Here is a 26,603-nt window from a genome sequence, read left to right on the forward strand (position 1 = left end):
GGCTTAATTTAAACTTTTTATAAATGAACTTAGTTGGAAAACCATATTATTATCAAATTCCATCATATGATCATCATGTTTGGTAAAATAAGAGGACTTTGGATCATTTGCTAAATCAAACATCTTCTTTCCCATTGAAAAAGGAACAATTTGATCTTTTTCGCCATGCATAACTAAAACTGGAATATTAATATTTTTTATTTTTTCATCATTTTTATATTTATCTTTCAATATTAGAGAGACTGGAATGTATGGATAAAAATTCTTAGCTGCAGCAATCATTGAAGTGAAAGGTGTTTCTAAAATTAAACCAGCATATTTTTTATTTTGAGAAACCTCGGTTGCAATTCCTGTGCCAAGTGACTCTCCATAAATGATTAAATCACTGTCACTCAAACCTTTATTTTTAAGCCAGTTAATTGCGCTTTTTCCATCCTCATATAAAGCATTTTCAGATGGTTTTCCTAAATTTCCACTAAATCCACGCCAAGCGATAATTAAAAAATTTACATCCATATTTTTAAAATGATTTAATTTATGAATTCTATTTTCTAGGCTTCCTGCATTTCCATGAAAATAAACAACAGTCTTAAATTTTTTCAAATCTTTTTTATGAAACCATCCTAAAAGGCTAATGTTATCTGCTGTTTGAATTTCAACTTTTTCTATTTCTACTTCTATTTTATCTCCTGAATAATTATTTTCCTGGGGATGATACATTAGATTTCTTTGAAATATAAAAAGATAAGCTAGTAAAATAAAATATATAACTAAGATCCAAAATATAATTTGCAAAATTAATTTCCTAGGTTTTGGTATCATAATTTTTCTTTGCTAAGTAAACTCCAACAAAAACAAGTGCAGTACCAATATAATGAAATGTTTCTAAATTTTCATCAAACAATATAAATCCGTAAATTGCTGCATAGATAGTAAATACATACAAAGTAAAACCAGTAAGTGAAGCTCCTAAGCTTTCTTGAGCTTTAGTATATAAAGTAAATGCTATAATTCCTGGTGAAACGGCTGCAAATATAGTCCACAATAAAAAATCAGAATTAAATATAGTTTGTTCAAAATAAATTTCTTCTGCCAAATAAAATGGAAATAAACTTACTGCACCAAAAAAAGATATCATAGAAAATCTAGTAAAAATCGATAATTGAGATTTCCAGTAAAATAAATAAATCGAATATAAGGCCCAGCCAATCGCAGCTGCCAACATCCATAAATCTCCAATGGTGAAATTTAAATTTAAAAGTAAATTTAAATCTCCTTTAATAATAATTGCTAAAACTCCAACTAAACACGAAATCAAACCAATAATTTTTAATAAATTAATTTTCTCTTTAAAAAATATTGCAGAAATTATAATTATAAAAATAGGAGATGAGGTATAAATAATTCCCATATTTGTAACAGTTGTCGTTTTACCTGCTAAAAAAGGAAAAGCCCCACAAACTCCACATCCCATTGCGCCTAGAAAAAATAATTTTGAGTATTCATTTTTAATAACTTTGAAATTTTTTTTTAATGATGAATATGTGAAAGGTAAAACAAGTAAAAATACAAACGTCCACCTCCAAAAAGCCAATGAAATTGGGGGTACAAACTCAACACCACCTCTAGCAACAATTAAATTAGATGCCATGAATATCGGTTGAATAAATAAAAGAGATAAAGCTAATAAATTTTTATTTTGACTAGACAATTGTATATTAAGAAAAATTATTTTTTATCGAAAAACGCTTCGTAAACCATCATAAAGATTGCTCCACCCATCAAAATATAAACAGGAAGAACATCAAAAAATCCAATCATCGATGATCTAGTCAACGTTGTTGCAAGTCCTACTAAAAAAGCAATTGCAAGAAGAGAACCTAAAAATGTTGTAAATTTTTGCATTTAATTATTACATTCCTTTTCTAACCAATTAGCAACACCTAAAAATCTTTGATCATCATATTTTGCACCAATTAATTGTACACCTAAAGGTAAATTGTTTTCACCTTGAAGTATAGGTAATGATATACAAGGTGTACCTAAATAAGACCATACTTTATTAAATTCTGCCGTTCCTGTACTTTTTAAACCTTTCAGTGCTACTCCAGGACTAGATGGGGATAAAACTCCATGATAATCCTCAAAAACTTCCTTATAAGATTCATAACTTCTTTTCATAAAATCTATAGCTTCTGCATATTCTTTTGCAGAATGTTTGTTACCTTTGGAAATTGCATCTTGCATATACTTAGATAATTTTTTCTTATACTTTTTATAATAGAGTGAAAAATTATTAGCTAAATCCGTCTCATGAATTATTTGATGGTATTTATGAATATCTTTAAAGTACGAAGGTGTATCAAAAACTTCGATATTATTTTTGAATGATTTTATAAAGTAATCAAATGCTTCTCTTGATTTTTTTCCAAGAAGCTTCCAATGATCAGTTTTGTAAAAAATAAATTTAGGATCAAACAAAGGTCCTTTTTTTGTTTCTACTAACATTTCATCACTAGAGTAATGAACTGTTGCTGTGTCATAATTATCTTTTTTGATTAAAATTTTAGCAAGAAGAGCAACATCTTCTACCGATCTTCCAAAAACACCGATGTGATCTAATTTTTCAGATGTTTTAAGAACTCCATTTCTACTTATTAATCCATAACTGGGCTTATAACCAACAACTCCACAATAAGATGCAGGTCTTATAACCGAACCTCCTGTTTGAGAACCAATTGCAAGCGGAGCCATAAAAGAAGCTACTGCTGCTGCAGATCCACTAGATGATCCACCTGGGGTTCTAGAATAATCATGAGGATTTGTAGTTTTTGAAGGACCTAAAAATGCCAATTCTGATGTTGATGTTTTGCCCATTATAATTGCTCCAGCAGATATTAATAGATCAACTATTTCAGCATTTTGAGAATATGATTTCCCTTTTCTTATTGATGTTCCACATTCTGTAGGCATATCAACAGTTCCAACAATATCTTTTACCGCAACAGGTATTCCATGAAGTGGACCGAGTGGTTTGCCTGATTTCCTATGTTCATCAGCCTCTGATGCCTTTTCTAATAAAAGTTTTTTATCTAAATGCGCCCATGCTTTTACGTCTTTTTCAAATTTATTTACTCTGTCTATATAAATTTTACATAACTCTACTGATGTAATTTGTGCTTCTTTAATTTTTACAGCAAGTTCTTCAACTTTTAATGAAAAAACATCTGTCATTTTCTTTTATTGTGCAAATAAAGTTTCCGGTAACCAAAGCGCTATTCCTGGGAACATATACATTAAAAACATCGCAAATATTACAATTGCTAAAAATGGCATTATTCCTCTGAATATATCCATAAGTTCAACATTAGATTTTTGAACTCCTTTTAAATAATAAGCCGACATAGCCATGGGTGGGGTTAAAAACGATGTTTGTAAATTTAAAGCAATTAACATTGCAAAGAAATATGGATTAACACCAAATACTTCTAACAAGGGTAAAAATATTGGAACAAAAATAATTAAAATTTCAGTCCATTCTAAAGGCCATCCTAGAAGAAAAATAATTATTTGAGTGATAATTAAAAACTGCCAAGTCGTAATATTTATAGAAGTAAAGAAGTGTTCAAAAACCTCGTGTCCCCCTAAATAAGAAAACACCGATGAAAAAGTCCAGGAACCAATAAACAGCCACATGATCATTGCAGTTGTTTTAGCTGTTAAAAAAACAGACTCTTTAAAGTTTTGCCATTTAAGTGTTTTATAAAACCAAGATAAAAGTATTGCCCCAAAAGCTCCTGCTGCTGCAGCTTCTGCTGGAGTTGCAATACCTGCTAAAATAGTTCCTAAAACAAGCATAATTAAACCAAACAACGGAACGAAAGAAACTAAAACTTCTTTTAAAATTTCACCAGTTGGAGGAATATCTTCTTTAGGAGGTCTAGGAGCAATTGATGGATTTAACCATGCTCTAAATACTGCATATGCAATATAAAGACCTGCTAAAAGTAAACCTGGAAATATCGCTGCTGCAAAAAGTCTTAAGGGCGATAGTTGGGCTATTACCGAATAAACAATTAGCATAATGCTTGGTGGAATTAAAATTCCTAAACATCCACCTGCGCAAATAATTCCTGACGCAAATTTTTTATCATAACCTGCTTTAACCATTGCAGGCCATGCTAACAATCCCATCAAAGTTACAACAGCACCAATAATTCCTGTAGCTGTCGAAAATAATGTACAAGTAATTAGTGCAGCTACCGCCATTGAAGCTGGAAGTCTATGTGCTGCCAATCTAATTGCAAAAAATAGTTTAGCTACAATCCCTGCTCTTTCAACTAGATATCCCATGAATAAAAATAAAGGCACAGCCGTAAGAACGTTGTTGTCCATAACAGTATAAGTATTTTGAACAAACAATTGGAATATACGATTATCAAAAATGTGCTCCATCATTGTTGCATCGTAATAAGCAAAATATCCAAAGCCTATTCCCATAGCCATTAAAGTGAAAGCAATCGGGAAACCTAATAGAACTGCAAACAAAAACATACCCATCATTAAAATTGCAATTTCTGGATTTGTTAAACTAAATAACATTTTTTTTGTCCTCTTCTTGAGCTGTTCTCATTAAAACTTGTTCTGTTTCTTCAGCAACGACCATTCGTGCTGGCCATTGTCCTGTTTGAATACATATAATAGATCTAAATACTTCACTGATGCCTTGAATAATTAATAAAACACCTGCAGCTGGTATCATCGATTTAACCATATAAATTTGGATTTGAGCTGGACTACTCCAACTAGTCTCTTTTATTTTCCAAGCAAGCGCAGCATATTCATATCCATAAAAAGCTAACGCGATCACACCTGGAAAAAAGAAAATAAAGTATAAAACTAAATCAATCCAAGCCTGAGTTCTTTGACTAAACAATCTATATATAACATCTCCTCTTACGTGAGATTCCGTAGCTAAACAATAAGCACCTGACATCATTAAAATTGCACCATACATTTGCATACTAAAATCAAAATTCCATAGCGTTGGAGAATTAAAAACGTAAGCCATCACTACTTCATAAACAGTTCCTCCCATTAAAACTACGATGCACCAAGAGAAAGCTTTACCCATTGATGTGCTGAGAGTATCTGCAAATTGTATAAATGACTTCATATCAAAGAAATATATTAAAATACGTGTAAAAAAAAGGGGGTTTTTCAACCCCCTTTTAAATTTATTTTAAAGTTAATTAGATTTTAACTTTTTCGATTGGACCAAACTCATTTTCATAAGCTAATTTGTAGTTCGGTTGATTCATCAACAGATACTTCATAGTTCTCTTAGCGTATGCTTTTTGTGAGTCTACTACTTTTTTGAAGAAAGCATCTTTAGCAGAAAACTCTCCTACAACTTTATCCCAACCTTTTAATTGTTCTGCTAGGATAGCATCAGACGTTTGGTAAACATTAACCTTATGCTCATTCATCAACTTAGCAAGGTCAGTTGAATATCTAACCAATGCTTTAAAATAGTTATCTGAGTTTGCAGCATAAGCAGCATTTCTCAAGATAGCTTGATGTTCAGGTGAAAGGCTGTTTAGTCTCTTAGTGTTCATAGGAATTTCAAACATTTCCTGAGATTGGTGGAAACTTCCTAAGTGATAGTGTTTAGAGACGTCTTGCATTCCAAACTGTGAGTCTGATGTTGGGTTGTTAAACTCAGCAGCATCAATCAAACCAGTTTTCATTGCTGGTTGGATTTCACCACCTGGTAACTGTCTTACAACCATTCCCATAGCAGTTAAAACGTTAGTCGCTAGACCAACAGTTCTATACTTCATACCTTTAACATCAGATACTTTAGTTACGTTCTTTTTGAACCAACCAAAAGGCTGTGCAGGCATTGGCATATGGAAGAAACCTGTGTAATTAAATCCTACACTTTTTACAGCTTCTTCATATAATGCTCTTCCTCCACCATACTCCATCCATCCCATAACTTCTTGAGACGACATTCCGTATGAAGGACCTGTTCCAAAAAGAGATGCAGCAGGGTTTTTTCCGTACCAGTATGCTGTCACCCAGTGACCCATATCTACTACTCCAGAACTAACTGCTTGACCAATTTCAGAAGTTTTTACAACTGCTCCAACTGGTTGCACATCAATTTTTAATTTACCACCTGACATGTCACTAACCATTTTCGCATAGTCTGAAGCCATTTCGAAAAATATGTTAGCACCTGATGGCCAAGCAGCTTGCATTTTTAGAGTAACGTGACCGTCACCTAAAGCAATGTTTGGCATAGCTACTGCTGCTGCTGTTGCTGCACCAGTTGCTGCCGCTGCTTTGAAGAACTTTCTTCTTGAAGGAGTTTTAGAACTCTTCAAAGATTTTTTATTCTTAATCATTTATTCTCCTCTAGTTAATTAACTTGACGTGCACTAAAACACATTTTCATATTAGAGTCTTTCTAAAAAACGACCTAGAATGGGTTAGATAGGGTTTTTTTTGCAATTATAGGTAGAAATTAAAACCTAAATTAATTTATTATTTTCATAAATACAGCACTTTTCAGCTGGTATATGAAGTTTAATTTTTTCACCTGAAATTTCAGTTTCTCTATTAACTTTAGATTTAATTTCAAAATTATCCATTCTTGCAGTAATCAATTTATAATTACCAAAATCTTCAACTTTTTGAACATTTACATCAACAAGATTTTCACTTTGATTTTTTGCAATTTTAATAAACTCAGATCTAATTCCTAATTTTATATTTTTACTTTTTAAATTAGACAGATTTGTATTCGTCTTAATTATTATATTATTTATTTTAACTGTATTTTCTGAAGTTGCTTCACTGTCAAACAAATTCATAGCAGGTGAACCAATAAAGTAACCAACAAAAGTTGTATTAGGTCTTTCAAATAATTCTTTAGGTGAACCTGTTTGTACAACTTCTCCTTCACTCATCACAATTATATTATCTGCAAATGTCATGGCTTCGTTTTGATCATGTGTTACATAAACTAAAGTTGTTTTGTATTGTTCGTTTATTTCTTTTAGATTTCTTCTCAATCTAAATTTTAAATCAGGGTCAATAACAGTTAAAGGCTCGTCCATTAAAACCGCAGCAACATCTTCTCTAACCAAACCTCTTCCTAAAGATATCAATTGTTTTTGATCTGCTGTTAATTTTCTTGCAGGAGAGTTTAAAAAAGATTTTAAATTTAAAGTTTCTGCAACAGAGTTAACTCTTTCATCTATTTTAGCTTTTGAGAAATCTCTACACTTTAGTGGAAAAGCAAGATTTTCAAAAACTGTCATGGTGTTATAAATTACTGGAAACTGAAATACTTGAGCAATATTTCTTTCTTCAGTTTTTAAATCTGTAACTTCATTATCATCAAACAATATTTTTCCTGCTGATGGTCTTACTAATCCAGAAACAATATTTAACATTGTTGTTTTTCCACATCCAGAGGGACCTAATATTGCATATCTATTTCCATTCTCCCAAGTCATTGAAAATGGATTTAATGCATAAACTGGATTTGGATCATTTGGATTATAAGAATGAGAGATATTGCTTAAATCAATTTTAGCCATTGTGTCCTCCAAAAGGTGAGGATGCTAATTTACCATTAGCACCAAAAGCATAAGCTCTATCTATTTTAAAATCTATTTTAATCTTGTCATGAATTTTAAAATTCAAAACCTCTTCTATAGAAATAATAATTTTTATAGCTCCTCTTTTTAAATGGAGTAAAGTTTCAGAACCACTTATTTCAGCAAGCTCAACTTCAAATTCGTGACCATTTTCATTAAGTTCGATATCTGAAGATCTTAAACCAATCTTTAATCCGCTATCTGTTAATTTTGATAGATGATTAGGTGCTTTAATTTCAATACCTTCAAATCTTATTTGCTCATTAGATATTTCTGCTTCAATAATATTCATAGGTGGATCGTTAGAAATTTCAGCAACTTTTAAAGAACTTGGGTTCTCAAATATTTCTTTTGCTGGACCTACTTGTAACACTTTACCCTCATCTAAAACAATTACTTCTCCATTTAATTCCATGGTTTCTCTTGGATCTGTAGTAGAATAAATTAAAATAGTTTCATCAGCTAAACCCTTTGAAAACAAACTCTTAAATTCCTCTCTAAGCTGTTCTCTCAATTTATAATCTAAGTTAACTAAAGGCTCATCTAGCAATAATATCTTAGCATTTTTAACTAATGATCTTGCTAAAGAAACACGTTGTTGTTGACCGCCAGACAACTCTTGAATTTTTCTGTTTTCATAGCCAGTTAACCCAACTGATTTTAAAGACTCCATTACTTTATTTTTTATTTCTTCATTATCAATTTTTCTTTGTCTTAAAGGGAATGCAATATTTTCAAATACATTTAAATGAGGATAATTAATAAATTGTTGATACACCATAGCTACATTTCTTTGCCAAACTGGAACTTTCAAAAAATCTTTACCATCAAATTCTATAGCCCCACTATCTGGAGTTAAAAGGCCAGCTATAGTTTTTAACAAAGTTGTTTTACCTGACAAAGTCCTTCCAAGAATAGTGTATAAATTCCCCTCTTTAAAATTAAAGGACACTTCGTTTAAGTGATATTCTTCACTTGGTTTATAAGTTAAGTTGTTAGCAATTAAATTCATTATTTAATTGCTCCTGATAGATTTCCTTTAGATAAATATCTCTCAACTACGAAAGCTACTATAATCAATGGTGCAACTGAAACCAGAGCAGATGCTGACAAACTCCACCATGGAGTAACCGATGAGTTCAGCGCAACAATTTTAACTGGTAATAACTGTACTTCTGTGAAAGTTAAAATGAACGCAAAGAAAAAATCTATCCATCCAAAAATAATACAAAACATCCCAGCAACAATTAATCCTGGTATTGAGTTTGGTAGAACTACTTTTAAGAAAGCTTGATAAGGATTACATCCATCGATCAAAGCTGTTTCATCAATTTCTCTTGGAACTTTATTAAAGAAATCAACCATAATCCAAACTGCTATAGGCATCAGTAAAACAATATAAACTACAATCAATCCTACTAAGCTATCTAATAAATTAATTGAACTTAAAAATAAGAAAAATGGAATTGATAAAACAATTGGTGGCATAATTCTTTGAGAAATAAAGAAAAATGTAATGTCATTATTTTTTACAAAGCCTGCTTTAAAAGTATATCTGGATAAAGCATAAGCTGACAATGTCCCAAGAATTATACTAATTAAACTTGCAGTACAGGTTACAAATAAACTATTGAAGTAAGGTTCGACTATATCAACTCCACCTTTAGCTGGAGATTTTATCAAAACTTTCCAACCTTCTAGATTAGGCTCAAAATCTACCCATGGTATGTAAGTAACTCCTCCATTTACAGATTGAAAATCTTTAAACGATGTAGTTAAGGCCCAAAGAAAAGGAGCAACAACAAACACTGCCCAAAAGACAATAAAAAAATATTTTAAAAATGTATAAAGCTTGCTCATTATTTATTCTTTTAAAAGTAGTTTAGTTAAAACTTTTGCTATAATTGTTAAACTTATGATCATGATAATTAGGTATGTAAAAGACATTGAGGCTGCATATCCCATTTGAAACTCTCTTAATCCTTTAATAAAAATATAAAAACTTGACGTCTCTGTTGAGGTACCTGGCCCTCCTGATGTTAAGACATAAACGGTATCCATAATTTTTGATGCCTCAATTAATCTTATAATTATTGCCCCAATTGATATAGGTGCCATTAGTGGGAAAGTTACATAAATAAATTTTCTAACTGGACTAGCTCCATCAATTGCAGCAGCTAAAAATGGTTCTTTAGGTAATGACAATAAACCTGCTAATAAAAGTAAAAACATAAACGGTGTCCACTGCCAAACCTCAACTATAATTACGGTAAATTTAGCTAAAGCTGGGTCTGTTAACCATTTCGGAGATAAACCAAAATTAGATAAAATATCATTAACTGGTCCTAATGATTCATGAAAAAAAGTTCTCCAAATAACGGTCATGATAACAGGAGTTGTCATCATTGGGACTAAAAATAAAACTCTAAAAAATCTTTTAAATTTGATGTCTTTCCAAACCATATGTGCAAGAGCAAATCCAATCACATACTGAAGAATTACTGTTGTAACAGACAAAAAACTTAATCTGAAAAAAGATTCCCAAAATCTTGGGTCATCTGTAAAAAGACGGATATAGTTTTCTATACCTATAAAATCCAAACCTGGATTATAACTATTCCATCCAGATAAACTTAGTCTAACTACAAAAATAATTGGAAAGATTAAAATTCCAATAAGTACAAATAGACCTGGAAACAAAAAGAAATATTTATGCTTAAAGTTCATTTGTAAAATTGGATTATATTATTTTTTTTATATGTGGCCATTTTAATAAATGGCCACATAATTTAAGTATTATTATAGTTGGTTATCTTCCATTTTAACACCAACAGCGTAGGCATCTCTTACTGCTTTTTTGCCTACTCTACTTACAATTGCTTCCCACTCTTTAGCAACTTCGTCTAATGCTTCTTGAGGAGACAATTGTCCTGCTAAAGCTTTAGAAGTTCCTGTAGCGACAGCACTTGTAAACTCAAATACACCTGGAACTCTTAAAGGGAAAACTCTATTTTGACTTTTCTCCATATCTAAAAGTGTTTGAGTGTAACTGTTAGCGATCTCTGGATCCCAACCCATGCTATTAATATAAATATTAGGGTCGAAGTCAGAGTTTTTGAATGGGTTAACACCAAATCTACCAATTGCTAAATCAGCTTGGTGGTTTGCTCCGTTTGAGAAGAAGCAAAGATAATCAAACGCCATATCTTTTACTTTACTTTTCTTAGCAACACCAACTGCCCAACCCCAAACAATGTAAGGAGCTTGGTTGTATTGATTTTCCCAACTATTTGAAACTCTGTTCCAAACTTTGTTAGCACCTGGAAGCGGAGCTGTACCTACTTTGTTTTTAATAGGGCTATCATCTTGCATTGCTGCAATAAATGCATCATCCCATGAAAAACTAAATAGAGTTTGTCCACCACCAAATGAACCGATTTCGTCACCTAAACCAAAGTTAATTCCTCCTGGAGGAACATATTTAGTAGCTTCAACCCAATCAGTTAAAGCTTCAACGAAACCTGGATTATTAATGTTTGGTTTCATAGTCTCTAAATCAAAAAAGAAACCACCTGGAGTTCTTGGATTTTTAGCATATGCAACTGATCTGCTGAAAAAAGCTGCGAACATTAAGTCGTCTTTTTTCATAACTTCAGCTGAACCATATTCTAACTCACCATCTCCATCCCAGTCCCAACCATTAAAGAATTTTGCCATCTCAGCATATTCTTTCCAAGTTGTTGGAACTTTTAGATCTTTTCCTGTTTCTGCTTTATATTTTTTTTGCATTTCAGGATTGTCAATGACGTCTTTTCTATATTTTAGATAGTGTCTGTCACCATCAACTGGATACTGGTACATAGTTCCATCCCAAGATGATACTCCCATATGAGATTTGGTTACATCTTTCATCTCTGTTGAGTTCATATACTTCTTAGGAACTGGTGCTAAATATCTTTTCCAGTCATTGATAAAGTTAGAAAATCCAAACACAATATCGTAAGGTGCTTGTCCAGCTTGAAAAGGAACCATTGCTTTAGAATACAAATCACCTGCTGGTGTATGAGTAACTTCAACTTTAGCTCCAGTTAATTTTTCAAACTGTTCAGCATGAAGAGCTGTTGGCTCTCCCATTACTGGAATTGCGTGAGTATTTATTTTAAGAGTTTTTCCTTTGTAATTTTTCTTAGACATTTCCTCATAAGAACAATCACCTGGAATATCTCCTGTTGCTTTGATATGTGGGAATTGATCACTCCACTTATCAGCATATGCCATAGGGCTAAATATCATCATACTTGATATTACAGCCGTTAAGCAGGTTTTTATTATTTTCATTATCACCTCTCTTTTTTTTTTATGGAACTAAAACAGCTCGTCCCTTAACATTACCATCGTTAAGATCATGAAGCGCTTTATTAGCATCGTCTAAACTATACTCCTGCATAGAAAGCTTAACTTTACCTCTGTCAGCTAACTCCATTAATTCATATAATTCAGACCACGTTCCCACTAAATTACCTACAATTGTTTTCTCAGAAATAATTAAATCTACTGCAAGTGATTTAATTTCTTCTCCATATCCAACTATGTAGTAAAAACCACCATTAGAAGTCATTTGAATTCCCATGGCAGTAGATCCTTTTTCACCTACGAAATCAATTACAGCTTCAGAACCTTTTCCTTTTGTTAGTTCTTGAACTTTTTCAATTTCGTTTCCATCAATTAAAACTCCGTGGTCACCACCAAGTTCCATTGCATGTTTCAATGCTGCTTCAGATTTTTCAACAATAATAATATCTGCTGCACACATAGCTTTTAAACATTGAATAGCGATGTGACCTAAACCTCCTGCACCAATAATTGTACAGCTCTGACCAGGTAGCAAATGTCTTGTTGCTTTTTTTACCACTCTATAAGCTGTAAGACCTGCATCCGAAAAAGGTGCAACATCTTTAGGTGCTAATACTTTTGGAAGTTTAATTAGATTTCTAACGCTAGTTTTTAATAATTCAGCGTAGCCACCTTCTTTAATACTTAATCCAGGAAATGCGCCTGCTTCAGCATGCATATCATTACCTCTTCTACAATCTAAACAAGTTCCTCCTGTTCCGGAAATAAGTGGGTGTAATATTACAGGATCACCCTTTTTAAATTCAGTAACGTCTGAACCTACATCTTCTACCCAACCAGCATTTTCATGTCCCATTACGCATGGTAATAATTTTCCATCTGGATCTTGGATGTGTTTCCATACTCCTTCAATAATATGTAAATCAGTTCTGCAAACTCCTGCAGCACCAATTTTAACTATAACGTCTGACGCCTTTTCAATTTTAGGATCTGGCATCTCCTCACCTGTGACCCAGACCTTTTCTTTCATTTCAGGGTCATATTTATGCAAAACCTGTGCTTTCATTATTATCTCTCCTTTAATATTTCAGTAACACTATTAAAGTTCTGATATATAATGGAGTCAACGGCATCTTTATATGTACAAAAAGTTAACAATTACAACCTGTGGTTGGTTGTTGTATCTAAAAAAACAAATAAACTTTTAAAATGTCAAACTTAAGTCACTCAAACAGCGAACTTAGAAATATCCTACATAAAAGGAATATGAGCTCTTATGAGATGGGAAAAGATATTAATGAAAGTTGGTTGAGATGTATCAGTGAAGGCCTTGATCCGTTTAATGATCCTAAACAAAGTGTAATTTCATCAATCGAATTAAAAGAGATAAAAGAGCGAAATGAATCTGTCAGAAGAATAATTATTCCTGAACTAGAACTTTTATATTCCCAAATAGCAGGAACAAATTTTATGGTGGCTTACTCAGATGAGAAAGGATTAGTCTTAGATACAATTTATGACAAATCTTGTTTACAAACTGACGTTGGTAAAACAGTAATACCAGGTTCAATTTGGGCAGAAAAAATTTGTGGAACAAACGGTCTTGGATTATCTGTTGAACTAAAAAAACCAACTATCGTTTCAGGTAAAGAACACTTTTTTACCGCTCATGAAAATATTTCGTGCTTTGCAAGTCCAATCATAAATTATGACGGTAAAATTATTGGTATTATTGATGCTTCAACAGACTCAATGTCCAGAGAACAACATACGTTAGCTTTAGTAAGACTTGCAACCAGAAGTATCGAAACCAAATTGTTTATTAAAAAGTTTGAAAACGAATTAATTATTTCTTTTCACCCAAGACAAGAATATCTAACTACAACTAGTGTTGGAATGCTGGCAATAAATGGGGATGGATTAATTGTGGGTGCAAATAACAATGCAAAAATTATGCTTAACGGACTAGTTGACTTGAAAAATGAAAATTTTAATAAAATTTTTACAACTTCATTTTCATCAATTGCATCAGATATCTTAAATAATAAAACTCTAAAGATAACAGATCATTTAGGTTCATCTGTTTTTGTGGTCAAAAGTCAAAATTTTAAAGAAAGTAAATTTATAGAAACTGGCAAACAAAACAAAACTTACGCTTGTAAAAATTGCGAGGATACAAAAATTAAAAGAGAAAAGTGTATTCTAATTAGATCTACTTTTAGTGAAACTAATAATATTTCTGCAGCATCAAGAAAATTAGGTGTATCTAGAACTACAATTTATAAGCATCTAAATTAATTATTTTTTACTAAAAAATATAAATAAGAAGTTAAAGACGTAACTAGTACAAAAGACATTGCTAATTGAAATGAAGCAATTTCAGAATAATTTAAACTTAATCCTAAATCTATAATAAGGCCGATTATCCATTGCAGAAAAAAAGCACCTATAAATATTAACAAATTATAAGAAGTTAGAGCTTTGCCTGCATTAGATACAGAGAAAGCCATCCCAACTGCTGGCTGAATTAAGGACAAAAATACAGCTGAAACTATGAATAATGCCCAATGAATTGAATGTGTATTTGGACCTAGATAAATAATTACACCCAATATCAATAAACTTAATGGTGAACCATATTTCAACAATCTGATTGCATCATTAACGTTCTTTGAAAATTTCGGAACAAAATAGCCCCATATCAAAAATGATAGCAACATAAAAAAATAAATTAAAAATAACCCTTTTGCACTTTCTTCTGGTGTATACCCAGATACTTTTATCATCCAAGGACCAGCCCATAGTGTTTGGATAGCAAATAATCCTCCAGTGCTAAAAAAGCCCATTGGAATAACACTTCTGAAGAATTGATTTTGCCAAACAATACTCAATTTTGCATCATCGTTTTTCTGACTACCTTTTGAAGTCCACTGAGGAATAAAAATAATTATCAAAATTATACAAACCAAAGTTATGAAAGCTAAAAGCAAAAATATATTTCTCCAACCAATTATAGGTAAGAAAAATTGAACTGGTAAACTTGATGACAACATACCAATTGCACCGACCATTAACATCCATGAGTTTGCACGTTGTTGGGTTTCATCTTGATACCAAATCCGATAAGCTGTCAAAGGCCCCATTAAACAAGCTCCAACACCAACTCCTATAATAATTCTAGATACTAAAAGAGTTAAAAAATTCTGAGCGAGAGCAAATATTAATAAACCAACAATGGTTAATGATAAAAAGTATGAAACAATTTTTCTTGGACCTCTCATGTCTAGCATATAGCCTAAAGGGATTTGTACACTTGCAAATCCTAGAAAATATCCACCTCCCAATAATCCAAGCTCTCCCGCAGAAAGATTAAATTCATTTACTAATTCAGGTGAAATTGTTGCAGTTATTGCTCTTAAGAGAGTAGAAATAAAATATCCTAAAGCAAAAACTAAAAAAATTATAATAGCTTTTGATTTAGCTAGAACAGGTTTATTCATTAAAATTTAGTTAACTTTATTAACGCAATTACCAGTTCTAAAAAATTCTTCTATATTGTCTATTGCTAAATTTCCCATTGCAATTCTAGTATCTTTTGTAGCGCTTCCTAAATGAGGCAAAACAAAAACACTCGGGATTTTTAAATAACCAGGATTTAAGTTTGGTTCATTTTTATAAACATCTAATCCTGCAGCATAAATTTTTCTTCTATTCAATGCATCAATCAAAGCTTCATCATCAACTATATCACCTCGAGCAACATTTGTTATCACAGCACCTTTGGGGAAATACTCTACTGTCTCTTTATTTATTAAATTTTCTGTTTCCTTTGTAGCTGGGCAACAGATAGATAAAACATCTGAAACTGAAAAAAGACTTTTTATACTGTCATGATAAATTGCGCCCTGCTCTTTATCTTCACTTAATTTTGAACGATTATGATAATGAATAACCATGCCTAAAGATTTAGCAATATTTGCAATTTTTTGACCGATACGACCCATACCTAAAATTCCTAGTCTTGTTCCTGTTAACTGTTTTCCAATTAAATAATCTGCGGACCATTTCCATCCACCCTCACGCGCAGATTCAATTCCTTCTGACGCTCTTCGACAAGCTCCTAATATAAGCAATATTCCTATCTCAGCCGTAGCATCTGACAAAACTTCTGGGGTATTAGTTACGGCAATACCTCTTTTTTTAGCAGCATCTAAATCAATATTTCCAAAACCAACTGCAAAATTTGAAATTATTTTAATACTATCTGGAAGTTTATTTATTGTATCAGCATCTAATTTTTCAGTTAAAGATGATAAAATTCCATCACATCCTTTGCTCATTTCAATAATTTTTGATTGTGAATAAAGTTCATCATTTGAATTAAATTTAGCTTCAAATAATTTTGATGCTTTATCTTCACTCTCTCGGATCAGTCTTCTTGTAATTAAAATTTTTTTCATAAAACCCCTATTTTAAAATTTCAGGTTTGGGACCGCCTGTGTACCAATCCAAAACTTCAATTGTATGTAAAATTGGAACTTTAGTACCATGAGAAATTTGGGTAATACAACCAATATTTCCTGTTGAAATAAAATCAGGGTTTAAACTTTCTATGTTATTTACCTTATTTTTTAGTAGTTGTTTTGCAATTTTTGATTGTAAAATATTATAAGTTCCAGCTGATCCACAACAAATGTGTCCTTGTGGAATTTCCATAATTTCATTGTCAGTTTTTTCAAGTAATGAAATTGGTTGTGAATGGACTTTTTGACCATGCTGCATTGAACATGCAGAGTGATAAGCAACTTTATATTTCTTTCCTTTAGATTTTATATTTAGTTTTAAACTTTCAAAAATATATTCAGAAATATCTCTTGTAAGATCTGATATGACTTTTGCTTTTTTACTTAACTCTTTGTCATCTCTAAAAATAAAACCATAATCCTTCATGGTAGTACCACAACCTGATGTATTAGATAAAATTGCATCTAAATTTCCCTTTTGATGCTCCTCATACCAAGTATTTATATTATTTTTAAAATCTTGGTGAGCATCCTCTTCTTTTCCTAGATGGTGATTTAAAGATCCACAGCAACGAATTTTTTTTGGAACTACAACTTCAACCCCATGTCTATTTAATAATCTGATTGTTGCTTCATTTATTTGAGGTGAAATTTCTTTTTGTACACATCCAGTTAATAAAGCAACTCTTGCTATTCTTTTCTTGTCCGAAACTTTGTAAATCTCTTTAATAGGTAAAGTTTTTTTTGGAAAAGTTGTTGGCATTAATTCAATCATGTCTTTAATCTTTGTAGGCATTAAGAATTTAAATGGCATTGCTAATTTAACAAAAAAACTTGAGAGTCTAAATACTTTAACATTTGGTAAAGTGATTGATAAAAAATATCTAATTAGTTTATCAAAAAAAGATCTTTGATAATTTTTTTCAATATATTTTTTTCCATGATCTATGATGTGCATGTAATTCACACCAGCAGGACAAGTAGTCATGCAGCTATAACATGAAAGACAACGATCGATATGCTTAACAACTTTTTCAGTTGGTTTTCTGTTATTTTCCAACATGTCCTTAATAAGATAAATTCTACCTCTTGGACCATCCAATTCATCACCTAACAGCTGATGTGTAGGGCAAGTAGCATTACACATTCCACAGTGAACACACTTTTTAAATACTTTTTCTGTAGCAAAATTATCAGAGTCTTTAAGTTGCTGTTCAGTAAATTTTGTCTGCATTAAATTCCTCTATACATTTTTCCAGGGTTTAAAATTCTTTTTGGATCAAAACTTTTCTTAATTTTTTCTGAAATCATCAAACGTATATCATCAACTGTAAAAATTGATTCTCCATAATCATAATCTGCAGAAGTTTTTATTACAGTTAAATAACCATCAGATTCCAAAGCTATTTTTTTTAGCTCTTTTATTTTTTCTTCTTTATGTTCATCAACTTCTATCCAAAATAATGATCCACACCAATCCACAAAATATTTATATTTATTATCTAAAAATTTTAATAAATTTGACCCTTTTGCTGGAGGAATAACCATTCTAATTAAATTATTTTTTGTATTCTCAAAAATTTCTAAATTATTGATTTTTTTCCAAAATGGTTCTGATTGATAAACATCTAAAGTAGAATTTTCAAATTTATCAAGTTCAAGCTCTTTACTTAAATTTTTAATTTTTTCCTTAATTGAAATTTTATCTCCCTCTACTCTAAAAGCTAGAAAAGAAGTATTTGATTTTAAATCATTAAATTTAAATACAGAATTTTTTTTCTTCAAAAAATCATCATCCTTTGATTTATTAGGAACATACACTGCTCCTGATATTTCACTGCTGGAACTTGATAATTTAATAAATAAATCAAAAATTTCCTCAGATTTATCAATATAAATTGCAATTGTATTTGAAGAATCTTTTTTTGGTAGAACCTTTAAAGTGATTTCTGTTAAAGCTACTAAGGTGCCAAAGGATCCAGCTATAAGTTTTGACAAATCATAACCAGTAACATTTTTAACTACCGTACCTCCTGATTTGATAATATCCCCTTTACCATTTACTCCTTTAAAACCTAACACATGATCTCTAACACTTCCAACTTTAAACCTTCTTGAGCCTGCATAATTACAGGATAAATACCCTGCTATAGTTCCTTTGTTAGATACACCATTTTTTATATAACCAAAATCAATAGGCTCAAAAGCTAATTCCTGATTATTTTCATCAAGTATTTTTTCAACTTCTTCTATTGGCGTACAAGCCTTTACTTTAATATATAGTTCTTCAGGTCTGTAATCTATTATGCCTGTTAATTTTGAAAGCGACATTGTGTTTGCTGATTGAGCTTTATTTCCTATGAAGCTTTTAGAATTATGTCCTATTATTTCTGTGGGAGAATCTTTTTTATAAAGTTCTCTAATTAATTCTGAAACTTCACTCTCGTTTTTTGGATAATAGATATTATTAGAATCTTGGAAGATCTGGGAATTTATCTTTGCTTTTGTGGACATGAACCCTTCCTTCCTCCGCGCATTTTCTAAGAATAGGATATACTTTTCCAGGATTTAATAAATTTTTCTCATCTAATGATTTTTTAATATCTAACTGTTGTTGAATATCATCGTCATTGAACATCTCGCACATAAGTTCTCTTTTTTCGATACCAACTCCATGCTCTCCTGTGATTACTCCTCCAAGTCTTACGCAAGTCTTTAATATTTCTGATCCAAACTCTTCGGTTTTTCTTAACTGCTCTTTATCATTTCCATCAAACATAATTAGTGGATGTAAATTTCCATCACCTGCATGAAAACAATTTGCCACTGGTAAATTATACTTTTCTGAAAGTTTTTTTATTTCAAGTAAAGCTTCTGCGAGTTTACCTCTAGGTATTGAGCCATCCATACAATAATAATCTGGGGCCATCGCTCCACATGCTGGAAACGCAGCTTTTCTCCCAGCCCAGAAAGATAATCTCTCTTTTTCATTTTTGCTTAGTTTTAAACTTGAACAATTATTTTTTTTACAAATTATCTCAACTTTTTTGATCAACTCATTTACTTCTGACTCTGTTCCATCAAGTTCAACGATTAATAATAATTCAGCATCTCTTGGATAACCAGCTTTGCTAAAATTATCTGTTGCTTCAATAAGAGCTTTGTCCATAATTTCCATTCCAGCTGGAACTATTCCACTTGAAATTATTTCAGACGCTGCATCTCCTCCTTCTTTAATAGATGGAAAACCAATTAAAGCTGCTTTAACAACTTCTGGTTTTTTCAGAATCTTAACAGTTACTTCAGTAACAACGCCTAATAATCCTTCTGAACCACAAATTAATCCCATAAGGTCATACCCTTCTTGATCAAAAGATTTTCCTCCAATTTTACAAATGGTTCCATCCATCATTACCATTTCTACACCTAAAATATTGTTTGTAGTGGTTCCATATTTTAAAGAATGAACACCTCCTGAATTTTCAGCCACATTACCACCTATTGAGCATGCTAATTGACTAGATGGATCTGGAGCATAATAAAAACCCTTATGTTCTACAGCATGAGTAATTCCTAAATTAGTAACACCAGGTTGAGTGATCACACATTTATTCTCATAATCAATTTCTAAAATTTTATTAAATTTTCCTAAACCCAAAAGGATGGCATCTTGCAAAGGTAATGCCCCACCAGATAAACCCGTACCAGCACCTCTTGGAACTACTTTGATATTTTCTTCATTACAATATTTAAGAATTTCGCTAACCTCTTTAGTGTTTTCAGGCAAGACCACAGCTAAAGGAGTTTGGGTATAAACTGAAAGAGCATCAGTTTCATAAGGTCTTAATTCATCAGCTTCGCTTAAAACGTTTTCTGGGTTAGTTATGCTTGATAGTTTTTTTACTATCTGAGATTTATTAGATACAATAAATCTATCAATTTTTGGCAAAGCTATTTCAGACATAGCTTAACCTAGCATTTTTTTGATATTTTCCAATGCGTTAGAAATGTTATCCTGAGATGCAGCAAAGCTAAATCTTACGTAATCTTTGCATGTTTTTCCAAATGCTGTGCCTGGGACAATAGCAACACCCGCTTCATGCATAGCTCTTTTACAAAACTCTGAACCATCCATTCCAGTTCCTATAACTTTTGGAAATGCGTAAAAAGCTCCCCCTGGCAAACTGCATTCTACTCCAGGTAAACTATTTAATCCTTCATGAATTAGTTTTCTTCTTTGTGTGAATTTTTCCATCATCAAATCAATTGAATCGTCTGGTCCATCAAGTGCTGCTATTCCTGCAAATTGAGCTGCAGCATTAACACAAGATACACTATTGATTAATAGTTTATTTATATGTTCAATTAATTGCTCTGGCCAAAAACTCCAACCAAGTCTCCATCCTGTCATTGAGTAAGCTTTACTCCAACCTTCTAAAACAATTAGTCTGTCTCTTAACTCTGGATAATTAAAGAATGTTGGCATTTCTTTATTATCAAATATTTGTCTACTGTAAATTTCATCACTTAGGATTGTAACATGCGGATGTTTTTTTAAACCCTCTGCTAATTTATCAATTTCAGACTTCTCAACAAAACTTCCAGTTGGGTTGTTAGGGTTAATTAAAATTAACAATCTAGTCTTTTCAGTGATTAAAGATAAAATTTTATCTGCACTAAATTTTAAATCTTTATCTTCTGTTAAATCATAAGGTACAGCAGTAGAGCCTGTATAATTAATCATAGATTCATAAATAGGAAAAGCTGGTGTTGGATGAATAATTTCTGCTCCTGGCTCACCAAAACACTGTATTGCATAATGCATTGTAGGTTTTCCACCTGGCATTATGATAATTCTTTCTGGATCTACTTCAGCGTTATATCTCTTTTTGATCCATCTAGTAACCGCTTGTCTGCACTCTAAAATTCCGTTTGAAAGAACATACCCATGGTGACCATCATCTAAAGCTTTTTTTGCAGCTTCAACAACATGTTTAGGTGTTTTAAAATCTGGTTGACCCAATCCAAGATGTATCATTGGGTTTCCTTGCGCTTCTAATTTTTTAGCTTCTGCTAAAACTGAAAAAGCACTCTCTGTTCCTAGTCTATTAAGTGATGCTGCTAGTTTCATAATAAAGTTGGAAAATATACATAAATTAAATTGATTGTCTATTAAGATAAAATTTGAATTTCCTTAATTTATCTTAATTTCTGTAGATTATTTTTGATACATCAAGATCTTTTACAGATTTACAGCCCATCAAAATCATATTTCTTCTAATTTCTTTTTGCATGTTCTCTAGTAATCTTTCAACACCTTGTTGTCCTCCAGCGCCCAAACTAAAAAGAAATGCTTTTCCAAAACTACAAGCTGTTGCGCCGGCTGCAAGAGCTTTTAAAACATGCGTTCCTCTTCTTACTCCACCATCTAGAATAATTTCTAACTTATCACCTACTGCATCTGAAATTGCTTTAACTTGATCAAAGGGTGACCTAGATCCATCCAATTGTCTTCCTCCATGATTAGATATCATTATCGCTGTACAGCCTATATCAATTGCTCTCTTTGCATCTTCAACGGACATTACACCTTTTAGTGCCATTGGTTTATTCCATTTTTTAATACAGTATTCTGCATCTTTCCAATTCATCGCTGGATCATATTGCTCATTAATATAATCCATTACTGATTTAGCTATGTTTGTTCCTTTGTCGGTTTTGTTTTTAATATTTGCTAACTCAAATTTTTTATTAGTAAAATATTTAAAAACCCAACCAGGTCTCATGGCAAAACTTAATAAACTATCTAATGTAAATTTAGGTGGAGTAGTAAAACCAGTTCTATGATCTCTTTCTCTATTTCCTGCAACTAATGTATCAACAGTAATGCACATACCGTCAAAATTTGCTCTGCTACATCTATCAATTAAATCATCAGTAATTGATTTATCCTTATGGATATAAAGTTGAAATAGTTTTGGACCGCTAGAAACATTCGCAACTTCTTCTATAGAGAATGATGCCATTGTTGACATACTATAAATTGTATTAAATTTTTCTGCTGCTCTAGCAGAAGCTTTATCACCTTCTGGGTCATACAAACTTTGCATCGCTGTAGGAGACAAAAATAGAGGCATATCAATTTTTCTACCAAAAACTGTTGTAGATAAATCTGGCTCTCCAACACTGTTTAAAATATTAGGAACTAAGTCACAGTCGTTAAATGAGTCTGTATTTCTGTTTAAAGTTATTTCATCATCAGCACCTCCATCAATATAATGAAATATTGGTGCTGGTAATTTTTTCTTGGCTAATTTTCTAAAGTCATCAAAATTATAGCAATCATTTAAATTCATAAAAGTGTATTAGAAGCTTTTAAAGAAATTAAACATATAACTATTTGCCCCAGGATTTTTATCTCCTATACTTGCATTAGATATATGATTATATGAAAAACCAAATTGACTGCTCTCAGACATATCTAAAGAAATTTGTAACTCAGATTTAAATTCTAAAACGTGACCTAAGTCTTTTCCATCACCTTCGTGATATAATCCTGGAGTAAAACTTGGATTAAAATTTAAAGAACCTATTTTATATTGTGCTTCTACTCCTGTATAAACATAAGCCGCACTATCTGCAGTTATAAGAGCACCAGTAATAGGTGATAAATTTCCAAGAAAAGTATCTCTATTTAAGTTTTCATTTTGATGCTGAAAGCCAATTAATTCTGATTTTTTTCCATCGTCACTAAAATCAAACATCCCAGTATAAACGTTAAACTCAGTATTTAAATCTCTCTGTTTAATTTCCTCTGCATTTGATGAAATCGGAAACGCTAGAAATATAAGTAAAATCAGAATTTTTTTTAAATGCATTTTGGATTAATTTTTAAATTTTATTTTTTTGAGGATTATTGCACCTCCAAGTAAAAATATCAATATTGGCAATAACCAAAGAATATAAGTATTTTTATTTAAACCAGGATCATACAAAATCCATTCTCCGTATTTTTCTTTAAAAAAATCATAAATTTGGTTTTCAGATAATCCTTCCTCAAGTTTTTTATCAACTAAAATTTTCATGCTATTTGCAAAATCTGAATCAGAATCATACACAGATTGACCCTGACAAATTAAACATCTTAAATTTTTCGTAATCTTATTTCTTTCAAGCTGATCACTAGCAAATGATATTTTTGGAATTAATAATAAAATAACTAAAATAATTTTTAAAATTCTCATTTTATAATCAAGTTAATTTCTTTGACTAATTGTTCATTTAATGGCCCAATATATTTTGCAACTATTTTATTTTTATGAATTAAAAAAGTTTCTGGCACACCATATGCCCCCCACTCTATTGAAATTGTACCATCTTCATCTAATAATATTGTTTCGTATGGATTTCCCAATTTTATTAGAAAATTTTGAGCATTATTAAAATTATCTTTATAATTTAATCCAATTAAAGTTATTTTATTGTTTTCACTTAATCTCATTAAATAAGAATGTTCTTGTCTACAGGGAACACACCAAGAGGCCCATATGTTTAATAAATAAAATTTATTTGAATTAAATATTTCTGATGAATTAACATTTTCTTTAGTGTTAAAATTAATACTAGAAAAAATTGGTATATTTTTTTTTATTTCTGACTTAGGAGTGTAGATGTTAGTTTCCTGCAAACCTTTATAAAATATTAAAAAAATAATTATAAAACTAATTATTATGATTGAAGGTATTAATTTATCTTTCATATTTTCTTTCTAAAAAAACTCAATATTCCACCCATACTTAATAATAATACTGATACCCATATCCAAAGCATAAAAGGTTTGTCTTGATATCTAACATTAAAATATTCCTGATTTTGCACTAAGTTTATGACAATAAATTTATCTTTCATTAAAGAAGTTTTAATATCAGCTTCACTGGTTACTATATTTGGCTGATTATAAATTCTTAACTCTGGAGACATTTTATTAATTTTTCCATCTGAAGAAATTATTTTAAAATTTGCTACCACTGAGTTGTAATTTTTTTCACTTCTCTGGTTTACATCTTCAAGTGTAATTTTAATTTTTGAGTTTTCATAACTCTGACCAATTTTAAGATTGGTTATTACTTCGCTAGAAAGCAAATTATTAAATAAAATACTTAAAACTAATAAGCTAAATCCAAAGTGAGCAATAGTTTGAGAAATGTTTTTATATTTTTTTGTAAAAAAATCCCTCACAGTAATAAAAAACAAATAAAATGCACTTGAGATTAAAATAGTGTTTACAAGTAAATTTTTATGAAAATTCTTAACAATCAAATAAGATATTAAAATTGATATAAATAATAAAAATATAAGAATTTTTTTACTCTCTAAGTTAGATTTAATCCATTTCAATTGAGGTCCAATCGCCATAGCGATTAAAAATGGAATTAAGAAAGGGATAATTAGTTTATGATAGAACGGTGGACCGACTGATATTTTTTCTGAAGAAATTACATCTAAAAAAATTGGATACACTGTACCAATTAAAACTACAGATAAAAAATACATCATGAACCAATTATTCAATATAATCGCACTTTCTTTACTTAACCAAAAAAGATTTATTGAATTTTTTTGACCCTCTTTATGAAAAAAGAAAAAAATAAATAAAGAAATAAAAATTAGAACAAATAAAAATATTAATATGAACAGACCTCTTTCAGGGTCGTTAGCAAAAGTATGAACTGAATTAAGGATACCTGATCTAACTAAGAAAGTTCCACACATACTAAGTGTAAATGTAGCAATAGATAAAATTATAACCCAAGAGGTTAAAATCGATTTTTTCTCTAAAACTAATATACAATGTAACAATGTGGTCAATGCTAACCAAGGCATAAGAGATACATTTTCAACTGGATCCCAAAACCAAAATCCTCCCCACCCAAGTTCATAATATGCCCAAATAGAACCTAGTAAAATTCCTAACGTTAAAAATATCCATGAAATTAAAGTCCATTTTTTTATATGAGCTGCCCAGCTTCCAGAAACCATTTTTAAAGTTGTTGCTGCTAATGCGGAAGAAAATATTATTGATGAACCAACATAGCCTAAATATAGAATAGGTGGATGAATTGCTAATGCAGGATCTTGCAATATTGGGTTTAAACCTAAACCTTCCTCAGGAATTGGGAATAAGTAATTAAATGGATTAGAAGTTTTTAATAAAAATATAAAAAAACCAATAATTATTATCTGCTGAAATATTGTTGTTAGAGTTTTATATTTTATTGATTGATTATTTGTTCTTAATAAAAAAATGAAAATGAATAATGTTAAAACCAACAACCACAATAATAAACTACCCTCATGGTTCCCCCAGGTTCCTGTAATTTTGTAAAACAAAGGTTTAGTAGTATGGGAATTACTAAATACAGTTTCGTTACTAAAATCTGAAACTATAAAAGATAAAACCAAACCAAAAAAACTAACAACAACAAAAAATAATTGTAAAAATGATAATGATAATATTTTAGTATCCAAAATTTCTGAATTTCTAAAATTTTGAATTGATAAATAAATCAAAATTGAACCACTAATTAATCCTAAAATAAGTGCATAATATCCAACAACGCTATAAATCAATTAATTTTCCTCCAATGCAGCTTTAACCTCTGGAGGCATATAATTTTCATCATGCTTTGCTAAAATTTTTGTTGCTGAAAAGAAATTTCTGTCTTTCAAAACACCTTCGGCTACAACTCCCTTTCCTTCTTCAAATAAATTTGGGACAGCGCCTGAATAAGTAACATTAATCTCATTTTTAAAATCTGTAATAATAAAATTCACTTCATTAGAATTCATACTAATAGAATTTTTTTTAACCATTCCACCTACTCTGATTTTATTATTTGTCAGCTCAGTTAATGACTTAATCTCTGAAGGAGATTGAAAATAAACAACGTTTTCCTCTAAGGATTTTAAAACTAAAAAAACAGTTAATATTAAAATTAATAAAATAGTCGAAACAAACAGAAATCTTAACTTAACTTTTCGACCATACATCGAT

General features: G+C 31.0%; 26 protein-coding genes. 1 reads left to right on the forward strand and 25 read right to left on the reverse strand.

Annotated elements, in window-relative coordinates:
* Positions 1-3: 3 nt before the first annotated feature.
* The 13 genes from ACTTA6_RS05915 to ACTTA6_RS05975 all read right to left on the reverse strand — a co-directional run bounded on the left by ACTTA6_RS05915 (position 4) and on the right by ACTTA6_RS05975 (position 13,092).
* On the reverse strand, positions 4-720 hold the full coding sequence (locus tag ACTTA6_RS05915; RefSeq protein WP_440613675.1) for an alpha/beta hydrolase: 717 nt from the start codon (positions 718-720) through the stop codon (positions 4-6).
* A gap of 85 nt (positions 721-805) precedes the next feature.
* Positions 806-1,711 carry a DMT family transporter gene (locus ACTTA6_RS05920; protein WP_440613674.1) on the reverse strand — a complete coding sequence of 302 codons (906 nt, stop codon included), beginning with the start codon at positions 1,709-1,711 and terminating at the stop codon, positions 806-808.
* Positions 1,712-1,728: 17 nt separating this feature from the next.
* Positions 1,729-1,905 carry a hypothetical protein gene (locus ACTTA6_RS05925; RefSeq protein WP_179850415.1) on the reverse strand — a complete coding sequence of 59 codons (177 nt, stop codon included), beginning with the start codon at positions 1,903-1,905 and terminating at the stop codon, positions 1,729-1,731.
* Positions 1,906-3,234, reverse strand: coding sequence for an amidase (locus tag ACTTA6_RS05930; protein ID WP_440613673.1), 1,329 nt, complete (start codon positions 3,232-3,234; stop codon positions 1,906-1,908).
* A gap of 6 nt (positions 3,235-3,240) precedes the next feature.
* Complete coding sequence (locus tag ACTTA6_RS05935; RefSeq protein ID WP_262589918.1) at positions 3,241-4,602, reverse strand: TRAP transporter large permease; 1,362 nt, start codon at positions 4,600-4,602, stop codon at positions 3,241-3,243.
* The gene (locus tag ACTTA6_RS05940; protein ID WP_440613672.1) at positions 4,592-5,176 is read right to left on the reverse strand and encodes a TRAP transporter small permease subunit; all 585 of its coding nucleotides are present in this window, start codon (positions 5,174-5,176) and stop codon (positions 4,592-4,594) included. Before ACTTA6_RS05940 ends, ACTTA6_RS05935 begins: the two co-directional genes overlap by 11 nt.
* 76 nt (positions 5,177-5,252) lie before the next feature.
* On the reverse strand, positions 5,253-6,413 hold the full coding sequence (locus ACTTA6_RS05945) for a TRAP transporter substrate-binding protein (protein WP_262589921.1): 1,161 nt from the start codon (positions 6,411-6,413) through the stop codon (positions 5,253-5,255).
* Between the two features lie 126 nt (positions 6,414-6,539).
* Positions 6,540-7,613 (reverse strand): ABC transporter ATP-binding protein, encoded by a 1,074-nt coding sequence (locus ACTTA6_RS05950; protein ID WP_440613671.1) that lies wholly within the window; start codon positions 7,611-7,613, stop codon positions 6,540-6,542.
* Positions 7,606-8,685: an ABC transporter ATP-binding protein gene (locus ACTTA6_RS05955; RefSeq protein ID WP_440613670.1), complete on the reverse strand. Its 1,080-nt coding sequence runs from the start codon at positions 8,683-8,685 to the stop codon at positions 7,606-7,608. Before ACTTA6_RS05955 ends, ACTTA6_RS05950 begins: the two co-directional genes overlap by 8 nt.
* On the reverse strand, positions 8,685-9,533 hold the full coding sequence (locus tag ACTTA6_RS05960) for a carbohydrate ABC transporter permease (protein WP_440613669.1): 849 nt from the start codon (positions 9,531-9,533) through the stop codon (positions 8,685-8,687). Before ACTTA6_RS05960 ends, ACTTA6_RS05955 begins: the two co-directional genes overlap by 1 nt.
* Positions 9,534-9,536: 3 nt before the next feature.
* Positions 9,537-10,400: a carbohydrate ABC transporter permease gene (locus tag ACTTA6_RS05965; protein WP_075505839.1), complete on the reverse strand. Its 864-nt coding sequence runs from the start codon at positions 10,398-10,400 to the stop codon at positions 9,537-9,539.
* Positions 10,401-10,472: 72 nt separating this feature from the next.
* Positions 10,473-12,011 (reverse strand): extracellular solute-binding protein, encoded by a 1,539-nt coding sequence (locus ACTTA6_RS05970; RefSeq protein WP_440613668.1) that lies wholly within the window; start codon positions 12,009-12,011, stop codon positions 10,473-10,475.
* A gap of 19 nt (positions 12,012-12,030) precedes the next feature.
* Positions 12,031-13,092: an NAD(P)-dependent alcohol dehydrogenase gene (locus ACTTA6_RS05975; protein WP_440613667.1), complete on the reverse strand. Its 1,062-nt coding sequence runs from the start codon at positions 13,090-13,092 to the stop codon at positions 12,031-12,033.
* A gap of 143 nt (positions 13,093-13,235) precedes the next feature.
* On the opposite strand from ACTTA6_RS05975, the gene ACTTA6_RS05980 reads away from it, so the two are divergent.
* A complete protein-coding gene (locus ACTTA6_RS05980) occupies positions 13,236-14,324 on the forward strand; it encodes a GAF domain-containing protein (RefSeq protein WP_440613666.1) in 1,089 nt (362 codons plus the stop codon).
* Here the strand turns inward: ACTTA6_RS05980 and ACTTA6_RS05985 are convergent.
* The 12 genes from ACTTA6_RS05985 to ccmE all read right to left on the reverse strand — a co-directional run bounded on the left by ACTTA6_RS05985 (position 14,321) and on the right by ccmE (position 26,599).
* Positions 14,321-15,526, reverse strand: a complete 1,206-nt coding sequence (locus ACTTA6_RS05985; protein ID WP_440613665.1) for an MFS transporter — start codon at positions 15,524-15,526, stop codon at positions 14,321-14,323. The genes ACTTA6_RS05980 and ACTTA6_RS05985 overlap by 4 nt on opposite strands.
* 6 nt (positions 15,527-15,532) lie before the next feature.
* Positions 15,533-16,486: a 2-hydroxyacid dehydrogenase gene (locus ACTTA6_RS05990; protein WP_440613664.1), complete on the reverse strand. Its 954-nt coding sequence runs from the start codon at positions 16,484-16,486 to the stop codon at positions 15,533-15,535.
* 7 nt (positions 16,487-16,493) lie between these two features.
* Complete coding sequence (gene glcF / locus ACTTA6_RS05995) at positions 16,494-17,783, reverse strand: glycolate oxidase subunit GlcF (protein WP_440613663.1); 1,290 nt, start codon at positions 17,781-17,783, stop codon at positions 16,494-16,496.
* A complete protein-coding gene (locus ACTTA6_RS06000; protein ID WP_440613662.1) occupies positions 17,783-19,063 on the reverse strand; it encodes an FAD-binding protein in 1,281 nt (426 codons plus the stop codon). The genes glcF and ACTTA6_RS06000 overlap by 1 nt, the downstream gene beginning before the upstream one ends.
* The gene (locus ACTTA6_RS06005; RefSeq protein ID WP_440613661.1) at positions 19,017-20,513 is read right to left on the reverse strand and encodes an FAD-linked oxidase C-terminal domain-containing protein; all 1,497 of its coding nucleotides are present in this window, start codon (positions 20,511-20,513) and stop codon (positions 19,017-19,019) included. The genes ACTTA6_RS06000 and ACTTA6_RS06005 overlap by 47 nt, the downstream gene beginning before the upstream one ends.
* Positions 20,514-20,516: 3 nt before the next feature.
* Positions 20,517-21,680 carry a pyridoxal phosphate-dependent aminotransferase gene (locus ACTTA6_RS06010; protein WP_440613660.1) on the reverse strand — a complete coding sequence of 388 codons (1,164 nt, stop codon included), beginning with the start codon at positions 21,678-21,680 and terminating at the stop codon, positions 20,517-20,519.
* A gap of 73 nt (positions 21,681-21,753) precedes the next feature.
* On the reverse strand, positions 21,754-22,905 hold the full coding sequence (locus ACTTA6_RS06015; RefSeq protein ID WP_440613659.1) for an alpha-hydroxy acid oxidase: 1,152 nt from the start codon (positions 22,903-22,905) through the stop codon (positions 21,754-21,756).
* Positions 22,906-22,914: 9 nt separating this feature from the next.
* Positions 22,915-23,427, reverse strand: coding sequence for an acyloxyacyl hydrolase (locus ACTTA6_RS06020; RefSeq protein ID WP_440613658.1), 513 nt, complete (start codon positions 23,425-23,427; stop codon positions 22,915-22,917).
* A gap of 6 nt (positions 23,428-23,433) precedes the next feature.
* The gene (locus tag ACTTA6_RS06025) at positions 23,434-23,793 is read right to left on the reverse strand and encodes a cytochrome c-type biogenesis protein (RefSeq protein WP_440613657.1); all 360 of its coding nucleotides are present in this window, start codon (positions 23,791-23,793) and stop codon (positions 23,434-23,436) included.
* Positions 23,790-24,308 carry a DsbE family thiol:disulfide interchange protein gene (locus tag ACTTA6_RS06030; protein WP_440613656.1) on the reverse strand — a complete coding sequence of 173 codons (519 nt, stop codon included), beginning with the start codon at positions 24,306-24,308 and terminating at the stop codon, positions 23,790-23,792. The genes ACTTA6_RS06025 and ACTTA6_RS06030 overlap by 4 nt, the downstream gene beginning before the upstream one ends.
* A complete protein-coding gene (locus ACTTA6_RS06035; protein WP_440613655.1) occupies positions 24,305-26,179 on the reverse strand; it encodes a heme lyase CcmF/NrfE family subunit in 1,875 nt (624 codons plus the stop codon). Before ACTTA6_RS06035 ends, ACTTA6_RS06030 begins: the two co-directional genes overlap by 4 nt.
* Complete coding sequence (gene ccmE, locus ACTTA6_RS06040) at positions 26,180-26,599, reverse strand: cytochrome c maturation protein CcmE (RefSeq protein ID WP_262589939.1); 420 nt, start codon at positions 26,597-26,599, stop codon at positions 26,180-26,182.
* Between the last annotated feature and the right edge of the window lie 4 nt (positions 26,600-26,603).

The sequence above is a fragment of the Candidatus Pelagibacter sp. HIMB1636 genome, from assembly GCF_052047675.1.
In the GTDB taxonomy this organism is placed as follows: Bacteria; Pseudomonadota; Alphaproteobacteria; order Pelagibacterales; family Pelagibacteraceae; genus Pelagibacter.